This window comes from Spirosoma aureum (genome assembly GCF_011604685.1).
Lineage (GTDB): Bacteria > Bacteroidota > Bacteroidia > Cytophagales > Spirosomataceae > Spirosoma > Spirosoma aureum.
On record NZ_CP050063.1, the window covers coordinates 2,855,877 to 2,872,926 of the forward strand.

A 17,050-nucleotide genomic window follows, 5' to 3' on the forward strand; every position below is an offset into this window, starting at 1 on the left:
AGAAAAGGTTTAGGAATAATCAGGGGTTAAGAATAGTCAGGGTTATAGGGATACGTTTTCGGGTGTGATATAACGCTTTAGATTGCTCATGGCGCCAAAAATCAGATTGTAAACAGACTGGATATTGATTTGCATCAGGCTTGAAATTTCTTCGTTACTCATGTTCTGAAAATAGCGAAGATGAACGGCTTCACGCTGACGGCGGGGGAGTTTTTCAAGCGCCTGATGCAGGCAGTCATTCATGTAAGAGTCTTCTTCAAAGGCAATTAGCAGGTTTTCGTGAGAAGGGTCTGCGCCGGGAAGGGTATCACCCACTCGCCGACCGTTACTTATTTCATCCTGGCTTACTAGTTTCTGTTCTGCGGTTAAGTGACGAACTAATTTACGTTTAATGGAGGCCATCAGATAAAACCTCACTGATGTTGTTGGACCGATGGTTGTTCGGTGTTTCCAGAGTTCAACAAACAGATCATGGATGCAATCTTTGATCAACGCTCGGTCAGTTGCAAAATGGGCGCAATAATGGTAGAGCGTTTGAACATAGTTTTGATACAGGCGGGCGAATGCAGTTTCATCGCCACTGCGAAACTGGTTCCAAAGAGTTTCGTCGTCAGGTCCGGTTTGCGTACGGGAACGAGGCATGAGCAGGTAGGTATAGGTTGAGGAACGCGAAAGAAGTCTGTAAACATATTGATAATAAATTGAATTTAAAATGGTATGGCAAATAAAATTTTTTTGTGGCCTTATTTAACAATTTGAAGAGGGGTGAAAGAGAACGTTTTACCATCGAACAACCCCTTGTCACTTAACTTCAGCGATGGAATCACCAATAAGGCCATGAACGACAATGTCATAAATGGAGCTTTTAATGTACTGCCTAATGTTTGTTTGGCGAACTGATCCAGAGCGGCATATTGTGTGGCTACGTTATAACCATCTACGTCGGTCATGAGTCCGGCAACGGGCAATGGAAGCAGCTGTGTTTCGGGTGTTGTTGTGATATGCAAAAATTCACGTCGGCTCATTATTTCTGCATCGTGCTCGTGCAGATGTGATCCTGATACGGCTGATAGGCCGCCTTTGGCGTCGATAACCAGGTTAATGGCCCGGCAGATAGACTCGTCATCGCAGCCTACGGCTGTGATGTTATGCGAATCATGCCCCACCGACGATGCAATGGCTCCATGTTTTAGCCCAACGTTTTTAATGAAGGCAATGGCTGGCGGAACATTCGTGTACCGATTGACAACAACCAGTTTGAGTATATCGCGCTCCCGATCGGCTACGATCTTCGTATGCTCTATTCTGGGTTCAAGATGGAGTTCATTGGTGATGAGCTGGCCATCAAGAGCTTCGATAACGCGAATCAGGGCTGATTCCGAATCGGCGTGAACAGTAAACTCATCTACCGTTTTGTGCTCGCAGTTGAATTGATTGACGTGTTCGCTCCGTAAATCAGGAAGCATAGACGTACCATTCTGGGCAACAACCTCGCCATTGATGACGGTTTGCTTTATCTGGAAGTTTTGCAGATTATCAACAATAAGATAATCGGCGGGGTCGCCTTCGCGCAGGAGGCCAACGGGTAAGCGGTAATGCAGAACCGGATTCAGACAGGCGGCCCGAAGGACATTCCAGAGCGAGTGTCCTTTGGCTAACGCCCGCAAAACCAGCTGATTAATGTGCCCTTCCGCGAGGGTGTCCGGGTGTTTATCGTCGGAACAGAACATAATCTGCTCCGGGAATTCAGCCAGTAGTGGAATGAGTGCCTCGAAGTTTCGGGCCGCACTTCCTTCACGAATCAGGATACACATACCACGCTGAGCTTTGTCGAGCCCTTCTTCGTAGGTAAAACATTCGTGATCGGTACTGATACCCGCGTTGATGTAGCGTTGCGCTTCATCGCCCATCAGACCGGGGGCGTGGCCGTCGATGGGTTTGTTAAAGGCATTGGCGAGTGCAATCTTGCTCATAACATCCGGATCTTCGTGCAGAACACCCGGAAAATTCATCATCTCGGCCAGATAACCAATCTCTTTAAGACCAAGCAGGTATCGAACATCGCGAACGCTGATGGTTGCCCCGGCCGTTTCGAAAGTAGTAGCCGGAACGCAGGACGGAGCACCGAACATAAACTTAAAGGGTACTCTCATGGCTTCGCGAAGCATGTATTCGACACCAGCAACGCCTAATACGTTTCCGATCTCGTGCGGGTCTGATACGGTTGCGACTGTCCCATGAACCACGGCCAGCCGCGCAAACTGGGGAGGGGTGAGCAGTGAGCTTTCGACGTGAACATGGGCATCGACGAAACCCGGTAATATATATGGTTCGCCAGTCTGCTCGGGGCCGAGTCGTTCGATACGGGCAATACGACCATTGTCGACGGTGAGAGCGCCGTAAAAGATCGTTTGATCGAAGAGATTCAGAATGTTGGCCGTGGGCATAAGTTAAATTCGGATAAAGAGTTTTCGGCGGTACATCCACCAGAGGATAAGGTAAAAGATGCCTAACGTGGCAGCCCCGACCAGCAATTGTTCATAAGCAGGGCCAAAGATCTGAAATGGACTATGGCCAAAATGCGTGTAAAAAGAAGTAATAATAAATCGGTCGATCAGATGAACCAGACAATAAATAGCAATCGAATTCATACCGACTACAACCAATGGAAACGCCCAACTACGCCGTTCCGATACATCGATAACGTAATAGAAGAAGGCAAGCAGCCAAAAACACCAGCCGCCACTGAACAATACCCAGGCGGGTGTCCAGATTCGCTTGACAATTGGGCAGATACCGGCAACATGGAGTAGAACTCCTCCTGCCAGGCCAACAGCTCCGGCAATAAGAAATCGTTTCAGCAGATCAGAAGGCGATAAGCCAGACCGAAGCCACCGGCTAGCCTGTAATCCCAGCAGCATGGTGCCGAGCGTTGGAATAAAGCTGAGCGTTGCATATCCTCCTCCATTGAACTCAAACGGACTTTTACGCGGGAAAAGATTAAGAAACCAGCGATCGAAAGCCCAGGCGAGGTTACTATTTTTATTGAAATGCGCCATTAAACCTGAATAATGCTCCGGCCAGTTTGCCGGAACACCGACCTTGCTGTAATCAAAAGATGTTCCGGGCACATCCATGCCGGGCGTGTAAAGTACAAACGCCAGCCAGTAAGCAAATAAAATCAGTCCCAGAGCAAGCCAAACGGTTCGGGAATTCGTCTTGCCAAGCAGAAACAGGAAGGGGTAGCCGAGGCCGATTTGTGTGAGTGTATCTTCGAATGTAAAGTACGTTTGATCTGAATGAGTGGAGCGAAGAAAAATACCAAGCAAAATTAAAATCAGCGATCGACGAAGCGCATGGGCAAACTGGAGACGAAATGTTTGAGCCTGTGCCGCCCGACTGGCGACCGAATAGGGGAGAGCTACGCCAACTAAAAAGGAAAACGATGGCTGAATGAGGTCATGCAGTGAACAGCCTGCCCAGGACACATGATCCTGATGATGGGCCAGAAACGCCCAGAACGAACTATCCGGAAAGGCTTCGTGCAGACGATGGAAGCTTAGCAACTCGGCGGCCATCAGCGTCATGACGAAGCCCCGGTAGGCATCCATAGACATCAGGCGGCCCGCCGGTAAACCGGTTTGATTAGTACTAAAGGAAGGAGGCATAGGTAAGGAAGGAAATCCGAGACCAAAACTTGGGATTGCCGCCCACATTCGCAATAGTGTTGTGTAAAGTTTTTTAAGAAAGAGTGTATATTTCGGGCCAATGCGTTTCTTACCGTAAAAATAGCTTCCTAATGTCTGCCCGTGTGCTAAAAGTTCATCCTGCCGATAATGTGATTGTCGCTTTGCGTAATCTATCGGCCGGTGAACGAATAGAGTTTGATAATACTGTTTATGACCTTCCGTATGCTGTTGGTGCTAAACATAAATTTGTAACGGAAGACCGGCAACCCGGCGATCCGATCACCATGTATGGTGTACTGGTTGGGAAGGCTACTCAGCTCATTCGTCGGGGCGAGCCCATTACGACGTTTAATCTGAAGCATGATGCTGACCGCTATGGTCTCGACAAAAAACAACCTTATTCCTGGCAGCCTCCTGACGTGTCGGAATGGGAAGGGCGTACGTTTCTGGGCTATCATCGTGCCGATGGTAGTGTCGGAACGCGTAACTACTGGCTGGTCGTGCCACTGGTGTTCTGTGAGAACCGGAATGTTCTGATTCTGAAAGATGCCTTTGAGCGCGAATTGGGCTATTCACAACCCGAAACCTACCGCGAGCAGGTTCATGAGCTTTTGAGTCTCTACCGGGCTGGTGATATGAATATCATCAAAAAGATGGAGCCGTTTGTCGATGAATCACAAAATCAAACGCTTAATCACACGCGTCACCAGGTAAATCGGCCGTTCAAAAATATCGACGGCATCAAATTCCTGACGCACGAGATGGGTTGTGGTGGTACGCGGCAGGATTCTGCTTATTTGTGTTCGCTGCTGGCCGGTTTTATCAATAACCCGAACGTTGCCGGGGCAACCGTTCTAAGTCTGGGCTGTCAGCACCTGCAGGCCGATATGATTGGTGCCGAAATCAGGCGGCAGAATCCTAAGTTCGATAAACCCTTGCTGTTGTTCGAGCAGCAGGCTGGAACGGAATATGCGTTGATGTCGCAGGCGGTTAAAGAAACGTTTCTCGGGTTGATTGAAGCGAACAAGATTGAACGACAGCCTGCTCCATTGAGCGCGTTGACGGTTGGCTTAAAATGCGGTGGGTCCGATGGTTTCTCGGGTATTTCGGCAAACCCCGCCATTGGGCATCTGTCAGATATTATTGTAGGATTGGGCGGTAAGACCGTACTGGCCGAATTTCCCGAGCTAAATGGTGTAGAGCAGGAGCTTATTAACCGCACCGCCGATACGGCAAAGGCTCAAAAGTTTATTGACCTGATGGGTAATTACTCGGCGCAGGCCGAAGCGGTTGGGTCTGGTTTCGATATGAATCCATCGCCGGGTAATATTAAGGATGGCCTCATTACCGATGCCATTAAATCGGCGGGGGCGGCTAAAAAGGGCGGTACAGCGCCTGTTGCCGACGTACTGGATTATGCAGAACCCGTTACTACGCCTGGCCTGAACTTGCTTTGCACGCCCGGCAACGACGTTGAAGCAACAACAGGTATGGCTGGCTCTGGCACGAACGTGATCCTGTTCACCACTGGTTTAGGTACGCCAACTGGCAATCCCGTTAGCCCGGTCGTTAAAATTTCGACCAACACGACGCTCAAAAACCGGATGCCCGATGTCATTGATTTCGATAGCGGTCCAATTGTCGATGGTGAGCAGAGCATCGAGCAAAACGCCGACGCTTTGCTGGAATACATTATCCACCTGGCTTCCGGTGAAGAAATTACGCAGGCCGAGCGGCTTGGTCAAGACGACTTTATTCCCTGGAAGCGGGGTGTTTCTCTTTAAATTGTGAACGAGCGAACGAATGAATCTGTGCAACGAACGCATTAGCCAGTCTGCCCGGTCATCACTCTTTCGCTCGTTCATTCTTTCGCTCGTTAAAAATGTTCTCTCTTAACAACAAAACAGCCCTGGTTACGGGCGGTGCCAGTGGTATTGGGCTGGCCATTTCTCAAACTTTTGCGGAAGCTGGCGCAACGGTTCACATACTGGAAATCAACGAAACGCTGGCGCGCCAGGTGGCCGATGACATAAACGCGTCGGGTGGCCGTGCTGAAGCGCACGCCATCGATGTGTCGAATCAGGCACAGGTCGTTGAGTTGGTTGGCCAGATTGCGGCACAGGGCCCGATCCATATTCTGGTCAACAACGCGGGTGTTGCGCACGTCGGCAAGGTCGATACAACCGCAGAAGCCGATTTTGATCGAATTTTCCGGATCAATGTCAAAGGGGTTTACAACTGCCTGTATGCCATCATTCCTCACTTTAAAGCCAATGGCGGAGGAGTGATTCTGAATATGGCTTCGGTGGCTGCATCAGTTGGCATTCCGGATCGCTTTGCCTATTCGATGAGCAAAGGTGCCGTGCTGACAATGACCCTGTCTGTGGCGAAAGATTATCTGAAGGACAATATTCGCTGTAACTGCATTTCGCCAGCGAGGGTGCATACACCATTCGTTGATGGATTCCTGGCCAAAAGCTATCCAGGGCAGGAGGCCGAAATGTTTGAGAAACTCTCGAAAACACAGCCCATTGGCCGCATGGCTGAACCTAAAGAAGTGGGAGCTTTAGCTCTCTACCTCTGCTCTGATGAAGCAGGCTTTATTACAGGCACCGATTATCCATTGGATGGCGGCTTTATTCGATTGAATAATTGAGCTATTTAAATCAATACACCACAAAACCTATAAAGTCTAGAAGACCTTATAGGTTTTGTGGTTTCAAGGCGTTGGAGACTGAGCTAAGGTCAACAAATTTGAAAAAAAGAGACCTAAAAAGAGTACTGTATAAATTTTCATAAGTAAGGGATAGTTAAAGTTGGAGGTGAAATAGGTAGGAAAGATACTGATCCTGTAAATTATAAGTAATCAATTACAGGTTTGTTTGCCTAAAATCGTAAAACACGAAAGGAGAGGGTTTCCAGCAGAATGGTTAAACTTGCAGCCTAGTCTGCTTTACCAGTTAACGTATCTTTTTTCTGCATGAAACTATTCCGCTTCGGTCAGCCCGATCACGAGCATCCTGGTGTATTGTTGCCTTCCGGCCAGCACATTGACGTAACCCATTTTGGCGAAGATTTCGATGAATCGTTTTTTGCCAGCAATGGCCCTGAACGATTGACGCATTGGCTCGCTTCTCATGCCCAGAACTGCCCCGAAGTTCCGGCCGATGAACGCTTCGGGCCTTGTATCAAACGCCCATCTAAAATTGTGTGCGTTGGCTTGAACTACGCCAAACACGCAGCCGAAACCAATGCGCCTGTTCCGGCTGAACCAATCCTGTTCTTTAAGGCAACAACCGCGATCATGGGTCCTAACGACAATGTTGTGATTCCAAAGCGGTCTGAAAAAACGGACTGGGAGGTTGAACTGGCCATTATTATTGGTAGGAAAGCCAGTTATGTAGAACTGGATCAAGCGATGGATTATGTGGCTGGCTACGCACTGCATAATGATTACAGCGAACGGGCCTGGCAACTGGAGCGTGGTGGACAGTGGGTGAAGGGCAAGAGTGCCGACACATACGCTCCACTGGGACCGTATCTGGTCACCAGAGACGAGATCGAGAATCCAAATGCTCTTCGTCTTTGGTTGAACGTTAACGGAGAGCCGTTGCAGGATTCCAATACCGACGATATGATTTTCAACGTGCCGACCCTCGTTAGCTACATCAGCCAGTTTATGACCCTGCTTCCGGGCGATGTCATCTCAACCGGAACACCAGCTGGTGTGGGTATGGGCTTGAAACCACAGCGATTCCTGAAACCTGGCGATGTGGTCGAACTGGGGATTGAAGGGCTGGGCGAACAGAAACAGACGGCAGTTTCTTTTAATGGCTAATGAGTACGGTAGCATGAATGATGATCGGATAGGACCCGCTCATTATTCATGCTACCACATGCATGTCTGGGTAACCTTATGATTATTGACGCTCACCAACATTTCTGGCACTACGACCCGGTTCGTGATAGCTGGATTACTGAGGATATGGCCGTAATCCGGCGCGATTTCCTGCCCGCTGATCTGGAGCCTGTTCTGACCGAAAACGGAGTTGATGGCTGTATTGCCGTTCAGGCTTCGCAGTCAGAAGAAGAGACAATGTTTCTAGTCAGCATGGCGCAGAGTTACGACATTGTTAAAGGTGTTGTTGGGTGGGTCGATCTGCAATCACCAGCCCTGCACGACCAACTACAGGCGTTCTCGACGTATAAGGAAGTTAAAGGATTTCGGCATGTAGCCCAGGCGGAACCCGACGATTTTCTGATGCGGCCTGCCGTTATTCAGGGTATTCGTCAACTAGCTGAGTTTGGTCTTACCTACGATATCCTGATTTATCCCAGCCAGCTTAAAGCGGCTTTGCATCTGGTGCGCGAGGTTCCGGAAGTGAATTTCGTAATAGATCACCTGGCGAAGCCGTATATCAAAAAGCAGGAAATTAGCCGATGGTCGAATTTTATGACCGAAATCGCTAAAAACCAGCATGTCTCATGCAAACTGTCGGGTATGGTAACCGAGGCCGACTGGCAAAACTGGAGTAAGAAGGATTTTTTCCCATACCTCGACGTAGCCTTTGAACAATTTGGTCCCGACCGGCTGCTGTTTGGCTCCGATTGGCCTGTATGTCTGGTCGCGGCCAATTACACACAGGTTAAAAATCTCATCGAAGAATACCTTGTTCCCTGGGGTGATGATGTTCAGGCGAAAGTGATGGGAGCCAATGCCGTAACGTTTTATAGCCTCTAATGGCTGGGCCAAGCTCCAGTTTGGTGTTTTAACATAAAGCTCGACAGGCCAAGCTGGAGCTTGGCCCAGCCAACAATGAATCTAAACCTGACCAATAAAATCATCCTCGTTACGGGCGGGGCAAAAGGCATCGGCGAAGGAATTTCGACAGTCCTGGCGGCAGAAGGAGCCATTCCGGTAATTGTTGGCCGCAACGAAGACGATAACCTTCGGGCGGTTAACGCTATTCGGGAAACGGGTGGACAGGCGCATCAGTTTGCCGCCGAATTAACCAAACCCGAAGACTGTAAGCGTGCCGTTGAGCAAACCCTGGCTCAGTTTGGGCGCATTGACGGACTCGTTAATAATGCGGGGGTTAATGACGGTGTAGGGCTTGAAAATGGTAGTTATGAGGATTTTATGGCATCTCTCCACCGAAATCTGGTCCATTATTACCTGATGGCACATCATGCTTTGCCTGCCCTTAAAGAGTCGAAGGGAGCTATTGTCAATATTGGCTCGAAAGTAGCCGAAACGGGGCAGGGCAACACATCGGCTTATGCCGCTGCCAATGGTGGGCGTAATGCGCTGACCCGCGAATGGGCAGTCGAACTGTTGCCCTATAGTATTCGGGTCAACTGCGTAATTGTGGCTGAAAGCTGGACACCTTTATACGCTAACTGGATTAAAACCTTACCTAATCCAGAGAAAAAACTTCAGCAAATTGTCTCGAAAATTCCGCTCGAGCACCGCATGACAACGACCGAAGAGCTTGCTAATGCAGTTGCATTCCTGTTATCAGATAAATCCAGCCATACGACTGGTCAATTAATTCATGTCGATGGCGGTTATACACACCTTGATCGGTCGATTACTGATTGATTAAACAACAGTTGTGAACTGCTGGCTCTGCCGTGTACCGATTGATGCGCAGGAACGGCACGTACTGTACTGGCCGCTGTTCACTACTTACCCAAAACAAACACCTAAACCTAAAAGAATGGCTTTACCAACACCAACGACTCCGCCCAAAATTAAGTCGGGCGATAGCGGCAGTTACGGTCTTGCATTTGCACTCGTTACCAGCCTGTTTTTTCTGTGGGGATTGGCTAATAGTCTCAACGGCTCACTCATTAAGCAGTTTCAGATTGCACTTGACCTTAACCGTTTTCAGGCTGGCATCGTCGATTTTGCATTCTATCTGGGCTACTTTTTCATGGCTTTGCCCGCCGGATATGTCATGCGGAAATTTGGCTATAAACGCGGAATTCTGTTTGGCTTATTGCTCTACGGGGGAGGAGCATTCCTGTTTTATCCGGCTGCCGAAGTCCGGGTCTATAGCTTCTTTCTGCTGGCTTTATTCACGATGGCTTGCGGTATTGCTTTTTTAGAAACAGCAGCCAATCTGTACGTTACGGTGCTTGGCGATCCGGCTAAGTCGGAGTGGCGGCTGAACTTCTCACAGTCATTTAATGGCATCAGCATCATTCTTGGGCCAATTATCGGGGCGCTGTTTATCTTCTCCAAAACCGAATACACGCCCGAAATGCTCACTGCCATGGCTCCGGCCCAGGCAGAAGCGATCCGAATCGAGGAAGCACTCTCGGTGCAGGGGCCGTATCTTGTCATCGGTTCGATCATTGCCTTTGTGACCCTGTTGTTTGCCATTACAAAAATGCCCGAAGTGGGCGCTGAGGAAGAACAGGCTGCGGGGAAAACATCCATTTGGGGTGTATTGCGACATCGCCATCTGGCGCTGGGGGTTATTGCACAGTTTGCTAATGTGGGTGCTCAGGCAACTCTATGGGGCTATTTTGTTGATCTTAAGCTCGATTTCTCGCGTGATGAACACTGGGCACTGGCAGAAGCTTATATGAATGCTATTAATGCGATAACCGGCTCACCAACAGATCTGTCGGCGACGCAGATTGCGGGCTTTCACGCTTCGTTCGCACTGGTCCTGTTTATGCTGGGGCGATTCGTTGGTACGTCATTAATGACGCGTGTCAGGCCCAATATCGTTCTGGCTATATATGCCATTGGAGCCGTAGCGATGGTCGTTATCGCTATGCTGGCTGGTGGACTGACGGCAGTGATTGCGTTGAGTTTTACGTATTTCTTCCAGTCAATTCAGTTCCCGACTATCTTCGCGCTGGCTACTAAAGGGCTTGGTGTCGAGTCGAAAATTGCGTCGTCGCTGGTAATTATGAGCATTGTAGGTGGGGCTCTGATGCCATTGGTGGCTGGGGCTTTGTTCGCTAAGGGAGCGGTTTATGCCTTACTGGTTCCGCTAATTGGCTTCGCATTCATCGTCTATTTTGCCCTGAACGGCTATCGGACCAACACCAGTGATCTACATAATCCAAATATTGCACCTGAACTTGCCCCTTAACTATGCGTTACTGTCTTGCTCTCGACCTCAAAGACGACCCAACTCTAATTGCTGAGTATGAGGGTTATCATAAAAAAATCCGACCCGAAATTGAAGCCAGCATCCGGGAATCGGGTATAACGGAGATGGAGATTTACCGAATCGGTAATCGACTCTTCATGATTATGGAAACCGACGAAACGTTTTCGTTTGAGGCCAAATCGGCCGCTGATGCTGCCAACCCGAAAGTACAGGAATGGGAAGCGCTCATGTCGACCTATCAACAGACCTTGCCGATGGCAAAACCGGGAGAAAAGTGGCTGCTGATGGATCAGATATTTAAGATGTGAATGTGATCGGGTTATACAAAAAGAGAGGCAGCTTTGAGAAAGGCCTGATGAAGCTTATTTGTTTCCTGTTTCTGGTTTGCGTTGGTCAGGCTCTCTACGCTCAGTCGCCTAAATCGGCAGTGATTAGGCCCGATAATGGTCGTCCTACACTATTCGTCAACGGAGTTGCCCAAACGCCAACCTTTTATGCTCTTACGCATGCGTATGGTGGCCGATGGTCGTGGGAGGAGGTGCCTGCCCGAAATCTGAATAATTTCTGCCAGATTGGCTTTCGGTTGTTTCAAGTTGATTTGTGGCTTGAAGATATCTGGGCTAAAAACAGCGACACACTCGATATCCGTAAGGCACAACGACAGGTGCGGGGAGTGCTCGATCAATGCGCCGATGCCAGCGTTGTCGTACGCATTCACGTCAACGCGCCCTTTTGGTGGAACAAAGCTAATCCGGATGAGTGCACACAATTTGCCGATGCGCTGGTCGATACAACCCTGAAAGCCGGGCCGCCGTATCATAATGAAGAACACGATATTCACGCAGCCCTGCGGGCGAGTCTGGCGTCGGCTAAATGGAAGCAGGAATCAGGGGAAAAGCTGGTCGAACTGTGCCGGAAACTAGCGAAAACTCCCGAAGGAAACGCCGTTATTGGCATGCATGTAGCCGGTGGTATTTACGGTGAATGGCATTATTGGGGCTTCATTGAGCATGATCCTGATACGGGTCCGGCCATGACGACTTATTTTCGCAACTGGCTCAGGACGAAATATAAAACCACTCAGTCACTTCAAAAAAACTGGCGCACAAAGGACTTTACTCTCGACAATGCAACGGTGCCCACTACCGTCGAGCGGCTTAGGACTCAGGATGGTTTTTTCAAAGATCCCGTTCAGGAGCAGCGTACGATTGATTACTTCAACGCTCAGCAACAAGTGGTAGCCGACGATGCGATCTACTTCTGCAGGCTGGTGAAAGAAACCTGGCCTCGTCCCATTGTTACGGGCATTTTCTACGGCTATCTGCACATGACATTCAACCGTCAGACAGTGGGCGGACATTTGTTTATCAGGCAGATTCTGGACAGTCCTTACATAGACTACTTATCGGCTCCACAAACCTATTGGCCCGACAGCCGAAAAGCGGGCGGGTCGGGTAATTCGCGGGGTATTATTGAATCGACGCTGTTGCATGGTAAACTATGGTTCGATGAGATTGATAATGGCTATCTGCATGCTAAAAACGACTTTGAGAACATCCGTTACACGGAACGGTACGACTCGACCTACGCCAGTATCATTCGTCGGTGTGCCTTACTGCCACTGATGCGGGGTATTGGCTACTGGTTCTATGATTTTGGTCCACAGAAGGGTTTTGGCTGGTGGGATAATTCGAAATATCTGGCCAGTATGAAGGAGGAGAAACAGTTTTTCGAAAAACGACTGTCCATTCCCTACCATTCTGAAGCCGATGTACTGTATGTCTGGAGCCAGGATGTGTTTTATTATTTGAAATCGGCCCCATTACCCATTACGGTTAATGTTATTGACCACTCCATTGAACAGGCCTTACGATCAGGAACGGTTGGCGATCAGGTCTATGATTTTGATCTCGATCGACTTAATCTGGATCAATACAAAGCCATCGTATTCATGAACGTCTATAAATTGACGGATACCCAGCGGAAATTTATCAAGGAAAAGGTAGCAAAGAATGGGCGTACCATCGTCTGGAACTACCTGACGGGTTATTCCAATGGTGATCGATTAGACCTGAATTTTGTGAAATCGCTGACGGGTATGAACCTGGAACGAACTCAGGTTAACCAGATCCCGATCGTGAAATTCCTGAAACCAAGCTATACCTATAAATTTAATGGAATTGTGGAGCCGATGCTGGTTGTGAATGATAAAACTACGCAGACTCTGGCCGAGTTAGATGAGACCAGACAGGCCGTGATCGCCCGCAAACAAGGTGAAGACTATACATCGGTTTTCTGTGCTTTACCGCTGAATGGCACGGACGGCTTCCGGGAGGTATTTCGGCAAGCTGGTTGCCATATTTACAACGAACAAAACGACTTTACCTACGCTAATTCGGGCTTGCTCCTGTTGCATACCAAAGAAGGTGGTTTGCGAACGATTCGACTAAAAAATGGAAAGGCGGTTAGGTTTCCGTTAAAACAGGGAACAAACCTGCTGCTGAATGCAACGACAGGTGAGGTGGTGTTGAAGTGAGCGACAATTAATTAGTACAGGTTTAATGCCTTATTCGAAAAAACAATGACCTGGTTTACGAACGCTTTTTTGGGATTGATCACACTGCTTGGCCTGGCCGCTTTCCGTTGGTTTCCGGTAACGGAAATGGCTCCTCCCCGGCCAAACATAATCATTATCTTTTCCGACGACCATGCCCTGCAAGCCATCAGCGCTTATGGTAGTCCATACATTCGAACCCCAAACATTGATCGCATTGGGCGCGAAGGGGCCGTGTTTCAGAATATGTTCTGCACTAATTCGATCTGTGCACCTAGCCGGGCAACATTACTCACGGGGAAATACAGCCATAGTAACGGCCACCGCGACAATTACACCACCTTCGACGCTAGCCAGCCGATGTTTCCGATGTACCTGCAACAGGCTGGTTATCAAACCGCCTGGATTGGCAAATGGCATCTTAAAGCTAATCCTCAGTACTTCGATTTCTGGGAAGTACTGCCGGGCCAGGGATTGTATTATAATCCTAATATCATTCAGATGGATGGCAAGACTGTTCGGAAAGAAGGCTATGTGACAAACCTGATTACCGATGATGCGCTGAACTGGCTGCAAAATAACCGGGATACTTCGAAGCCGTTTTGTCTGGTAATTGGTCATAAAGCGCCCCACCGCGAATGGCAACCCGACACCACCGACCTGCACGCGTTTGATGGCCAGACATTTCCGTTACCCGCTACGTTTTATGACACCTACGAAGGCAGAAAAGCGGCCCAGCATCAGGATATGCAGATTACAACCACCATGCGGTTGGGCCTCGACCTGAAAGTCGATATTGATACGATGCCAATCATTAAGCGCATGAATCCGGCTCAACTACGGGCCTGGAAAGCCTACTATGACCCGCTCAATCAAGACTTCAAATCTCGTAATCTGACGGGTAAAGCGCTGGATAACTGGAAGTACCAACGGTATATGCACGATTATCTGGGCTGTGTTTTATCCGTTGATCGGAACGTAGGGCGTGTGCTCGATTACCTGGATAAACAGGGAATGCGCGACAATACTCTGATAATGTATTCATCAGATCAGGGATTTTACCTGGGTGAACACGGCTGGTTCGACAAGCGGTTTATGTACGAGGAGTCGATGCATATGCCGTTGCTGGTTCGGTATCCGCCCAGACTCAAGGCGGGTTCTGTAACGAATCAACTGTTTGTCAACACCGATTTTGCGCCAACTATCCTGCAAATGGCGGGCCTGCCAATCCCGGCTGATATGCAGGGAAAGTCGTTTTTACCGCTGCCCAAACCCAGCGAGGCCCGCAAAGCGGTTTATTACCATTACTACGAATATCCGGCCGATCACCGGGTATTGCCTCATTTTGGTGTTCGCACAGATCGCTACAAACTGATATATTTTTACGGGAAAGGCGAATTCTGGGAGTTTTTTGATTTGAAAACCGACCCAAATGAGCTGAAAAATGACTACAACAATCCCAAAAATCAAGCTATAATCAGCCAGTTAAAAAAGGAACTCAAGAAACAAACACTGGCCTATAAAGACACAGAAGCCGTCGACATGCTGGCCAAAGAAGGGCTCTGATAAAAGAGTGTTGAGGTGGCATCAGGCGTGTTGAGTATAATCGGTGAACTACCCGCCACATGAAAACGGGGTTGGAACTAAAGCGATGATTTGTTGACGATAACGTGTCCATCAGAATCCAGCTGGACGAGCGACTTGGCGTCAATTCGTACTTTTACGCCCGTAAAACGTGTTTTTTCACTCCAGAGCAATTCAGCACCTTGTCGGTATTTTTCGAACAGCTTTCTCTGATTTTAACCTATGCAGGCATTGTACAGGGAATTTTTGTTACGTTGCTCCTGAACAGCAAGAGCGTTCGGGAGAGCCGGGCGAATCTGTTTCTCTCCATTTTGCTCCTGGCCATGTCGTTCAGTGTCCTGCACATTTTATATGCCGGACGGATAATGATGCATTTTTCCATCAAAGCCTTCCGGCTTGGTGATCCTACTTTTTCCCTTATTGCTCCTTTGTTATGGTTTTATACTCAAGAACTTACGGGACAGAGAGCCAAACAATCGATTCGGTTAACCGTTCATTTTATCCCGTTCCTGGTACTGATATTTTTCTCCCTTATTCTAAAAAAAATACCTTCCGACGATCCCCTGATAATCCATTTAAATGGTCATTCACATTGGCTGGCTATTCTGTTCTGGCTATTCGTGGTCGTACAATTTTCAGTGTATCTATTCTTTATCAATAAACGATGGCTGTCGTATCAGCGATTCATTGAACAGGAGGTCTCCAATACCGAGAATGTTAGCATTGCCTGGGTACGCTTTTTTATGGGGATCTTTCTGGGAATCACACTCTTTTTTCTGCTTGTTCTGATTAACCTGATTCATCATGGCAATATGGCCTGGATAAATCGAACCATTGCAGTAATTTTCTCGCTGTCTATATTCGCTCTAGGCTACAAAGGGATACTTCAGAAGGAGGTTTTTCAGATTGATGACGTAGAAATTCCGGCGAATTCAGCTTCGGCGGAAACTGTGATTAAGAAACCCGACCAGCGGCTGATCGATCGTTTACGCCTGTTCATGGAAGACGAAAAGCCTTACCTCGATCCGGAATTAACTCTCAGCAGTCTGGCTAAACAGCTTAATCTTAGCCGTAGTGTTTTGTCGCACCTGATCAATGAAGGCGTAGGCGATAATTTTTACGATTTCGTGAATAAATACCGTGTCGAGCAGGTAAAGGAATTTATGAATGATCCTAAAATGAAACACTTTAGTCTGCTGGGAGTAGCCCTGGAAGCCGGGTTTAAATCTAAATCGACCTTCAATCTGATCTTCAAACGCTTTACTGGCCTGACCCCAACCGAGTATATGAAAACGGTTTCGAAATAAGACGTCCAACAGGATTTTGCCAGACGATCAGCGTGCTCTTGTTCCCGAACATTGCCTAAAAACAAATGAACAAGGTGCAACATAAAAACGCAATCGAACTCACCAGCGTCACGAAATCATTTACGCTGGCTTCCGGCTCATTTCAGGCCTTGAAAAATGTTACCCTTCGTATTCCGGCGGGGCAATTGGTGGCCGTAACCGGCAAATCGGGTAGTGGGAAATCCACATTGCTCAACCTCATTACCGGTATAGACAAGCCATCCGAAGGAAGTGTTTCAGTCAATGGAGTTCATATTGACAAACTTTCAGAGAGCGCGCTGGCTTCCTGGCGGGGCCGAACCATTGGGGTAGTGTTCCAGTTCTTTCAGCTGCTTCCTACGCTGACAATTCTGGAGAATGTAATGCTACCCATGGATTTCTGCGATTCATACCCGAAAAAGGACAGGAAAGTACGAGCTCTCCAGCAGTTAGATCGGGTAGGCATTCTTGACCAGGCTGATAAGTTTCCCTCGGCCTTATCGGGTGGTCAGCAGCAACGGGCGGCCATTGCAAGGGCTTTGGCAAACGACCCTCCCATTGTCGTTGCCGATGAACCAACCGGTAATCTGGATTCTCAAACGGCATCCTCCATTTTCCTATTGTTCGCTTCGCTGGCTCATGCAGGTAAAACCGTCATTGTTGTTACCCACGAAAAAGAATTCTCGGCCTTTTTTGAGAATACGATCGCTATTTCGGATGGGGTTATTACCAATACATCCACGGTATCAGCCTAACTACACTCTG

The 17,050-nt window shown here is 48.4% G+C and carries 14 protein-coding genes; 11 read left to right on the plus strand and 3 right to left on the minus strand.

Annotation, left to right across the window (positions count from 1 at the left end; translation table 11 throughout):
* Positions 1-42 precede the first annotated feature (42 nt).
* The 3 genes from G8759_RS11280 to G8759_RS11290 all read right to left on the minus strand — a co-directional run bounded on the left by G8759_RS11280 (position 43) and on the right by G8759_RS11290 (position 3,611).
* Positions 43-642 carry an RNA polymerase sigma factor gene (locus G8759_RS11280; protein WP_162386425.1) on the minus strand — a complete coding sequence of 200 codons (600 nt, stop codon included), beginning with the start codon at positions 640-642 and terminating at the stop codon, positions 43-45.
* Positions 643-743: 101 nt separating this feature from the next.
* Positions 744-2,447, minus strand: coding sequence for an adenine deaminase (gene ade, locus G8759_RS11285; protein WP_167207976.1), 1,704 nt, complete (start codon positions 2,445-2,447; stop codon positions 744-746).
* A 3-nt stretch (positions 2,448-2,450) separates the two neighbouring features.
* Complete coding sequence (locus tag G8759_RS11290; protein ID WP_167218883.1) at positions 2,451-3,611, minus strand: acyltransferase family protein; 1,161 nt, start codon at positions 3,609-3,611, stop codon at positions 2,451-2,453.
* A 188-nt stretch (positions 3,612-3,799) separates the two neighbouring features.
* Here G8759_RS11290 and G8759_RS11295 point away from each other — a divergent pair, with 188 nt between their 5' ends.
* The 11 genes from G8759_RS11295 to G8759_RS11345 all read left to right on the plus strand — a co-directional run bounded on the left by G8759_RS11295 (position 3,800) and on the right by G8759_RS11345 (position 17,040).
* Positions 3,800-5,473 (plus strand): UxaA family hydrolase, encoded by a 1,674-nt coding sequence (locus tag G8759_RS11295; protein WP_167207978.1) that lies wholly within the window; start codon positions 3,800-3,802, stop codon positions 5,471-5,473.
* A gap of 98 nt (positions 5,474-5,571) precedes the next feature.
* Positions 5,572-6,345: an SDR family NAD(P)-dependent oxidoreductase gene (locus tag G8759_RS11300; protein WP_167207980.1), complete on the plus strand. Its 774-nt coding sequence runs from the start codon at positions 5,572-5,574 to the stop codon at positions 6,343-6,345.
* A 324-nt stretch (positions 6,346-6,669) separates the two neighbouring features.
* Positions 6,670-7,527 carry a fumarylacetoacetate hydrolase family protein gene (locus G8759_RS11305; RefSeq protein ID WP_167207982.1) on the plus strand — a complete coding sequence of 286 codons (858 nt, stop codon included), beginning with the start codon at positions 6,670-6,672 and terminating at the stop codon, positions 7,525-7,527.
* A 78-nt stretch (positions 7,528-7,605) separates the two neighbouring features.
* Entirely contained in the window at positions 7,606-8,430 is an 825-nt protein-coding gene (locus G8759_RS11310) for an amidohydrolase family protein (protein WP_167218885.1), read from the plus strand.
* Positions 8,431-8,505: 75 nt separating this feature from the next.
* Positions 8,506-9,291: an L-fucose dehydrogenase gene (locus G8759_RS11315; protein ID WP_167207984.1), complete on the plus strand. Its 786-nt coding sequence runs from the start codon at positions 8,506-8,508 to the stop codon at positions 9,289-9,291.
* Between the two features lie 118 nt (positions 9,292-9,409).
* Positions 9,410-10,801, plus strand: coding sequence for an L-fucose:H+ symporter permease (gene fucP / locus G8759_RS11320; protein ID WP_167207986.1), 1,392 nt, complete (start codon positions 9,410-9,412; stop codon positions 10,799-10,801).
* 2 nt (positions 10,802-10,803) lie between these two features.
* Complete coding sequence (locus tag G8759_RS11325; protein ID WP_167207988.1) at positions 10,804-11,130, plus strand: L-rhamnose mutarotase; 327 nt, start codon at positions 10,804-10,806, stop codon at positions 11,128-11,130.
* A 47-nt stretch (positions 11,131-11,177) separates the two neighbouring features.
* Positions 11,178-13,358 carry a hypothetical protein gene (locus G8759_RS11330; RefSeq protein ID WP_167207990.1) on the plus strand — a complete coding sequence of 727 codons (2,181 nt, stop codon included), beginning with the start codon at positions 11,178-11,180 and terminating at the stop codon, positions 13,356-13,358.
* 45 nt (positions 13,359-13,403) lie between these two features.
* Entirely contained in the window at positions 13,404-14,942 is a 1,539-nt protein-coding gene (locus G8759_RS11335; protein ID WP_167207992.1) for a sulfatase family protein, read from the plus strand.
* Positions 14,943-15,046: 104 nt separating this feature from the next.
* Positions 15,047-16,267, plus strand: a complete 1,221-nt coding sequence (locus G8759_RS11340; protein WP_167207994.1) for a helix-turn-helix domain-containing protein — start codon at positions 15,047-15,049, stop codon at positions 16,265-16,267.
* A gap of 65 nt (positions 16,268-16,332) precedes the next feature.
* Complete coding sequence (locus G8759_RS11345; protein WP_167207996.1) at positions 16,333-17,040, plus strand: ABC transporter ATP-binding protein; 708 nt, start codon at positions 16,333-16,335, stop codon at positions 17,038-17,040.
* Positions 17,041-17,050 lie beyond the last annotated feature (10 nt).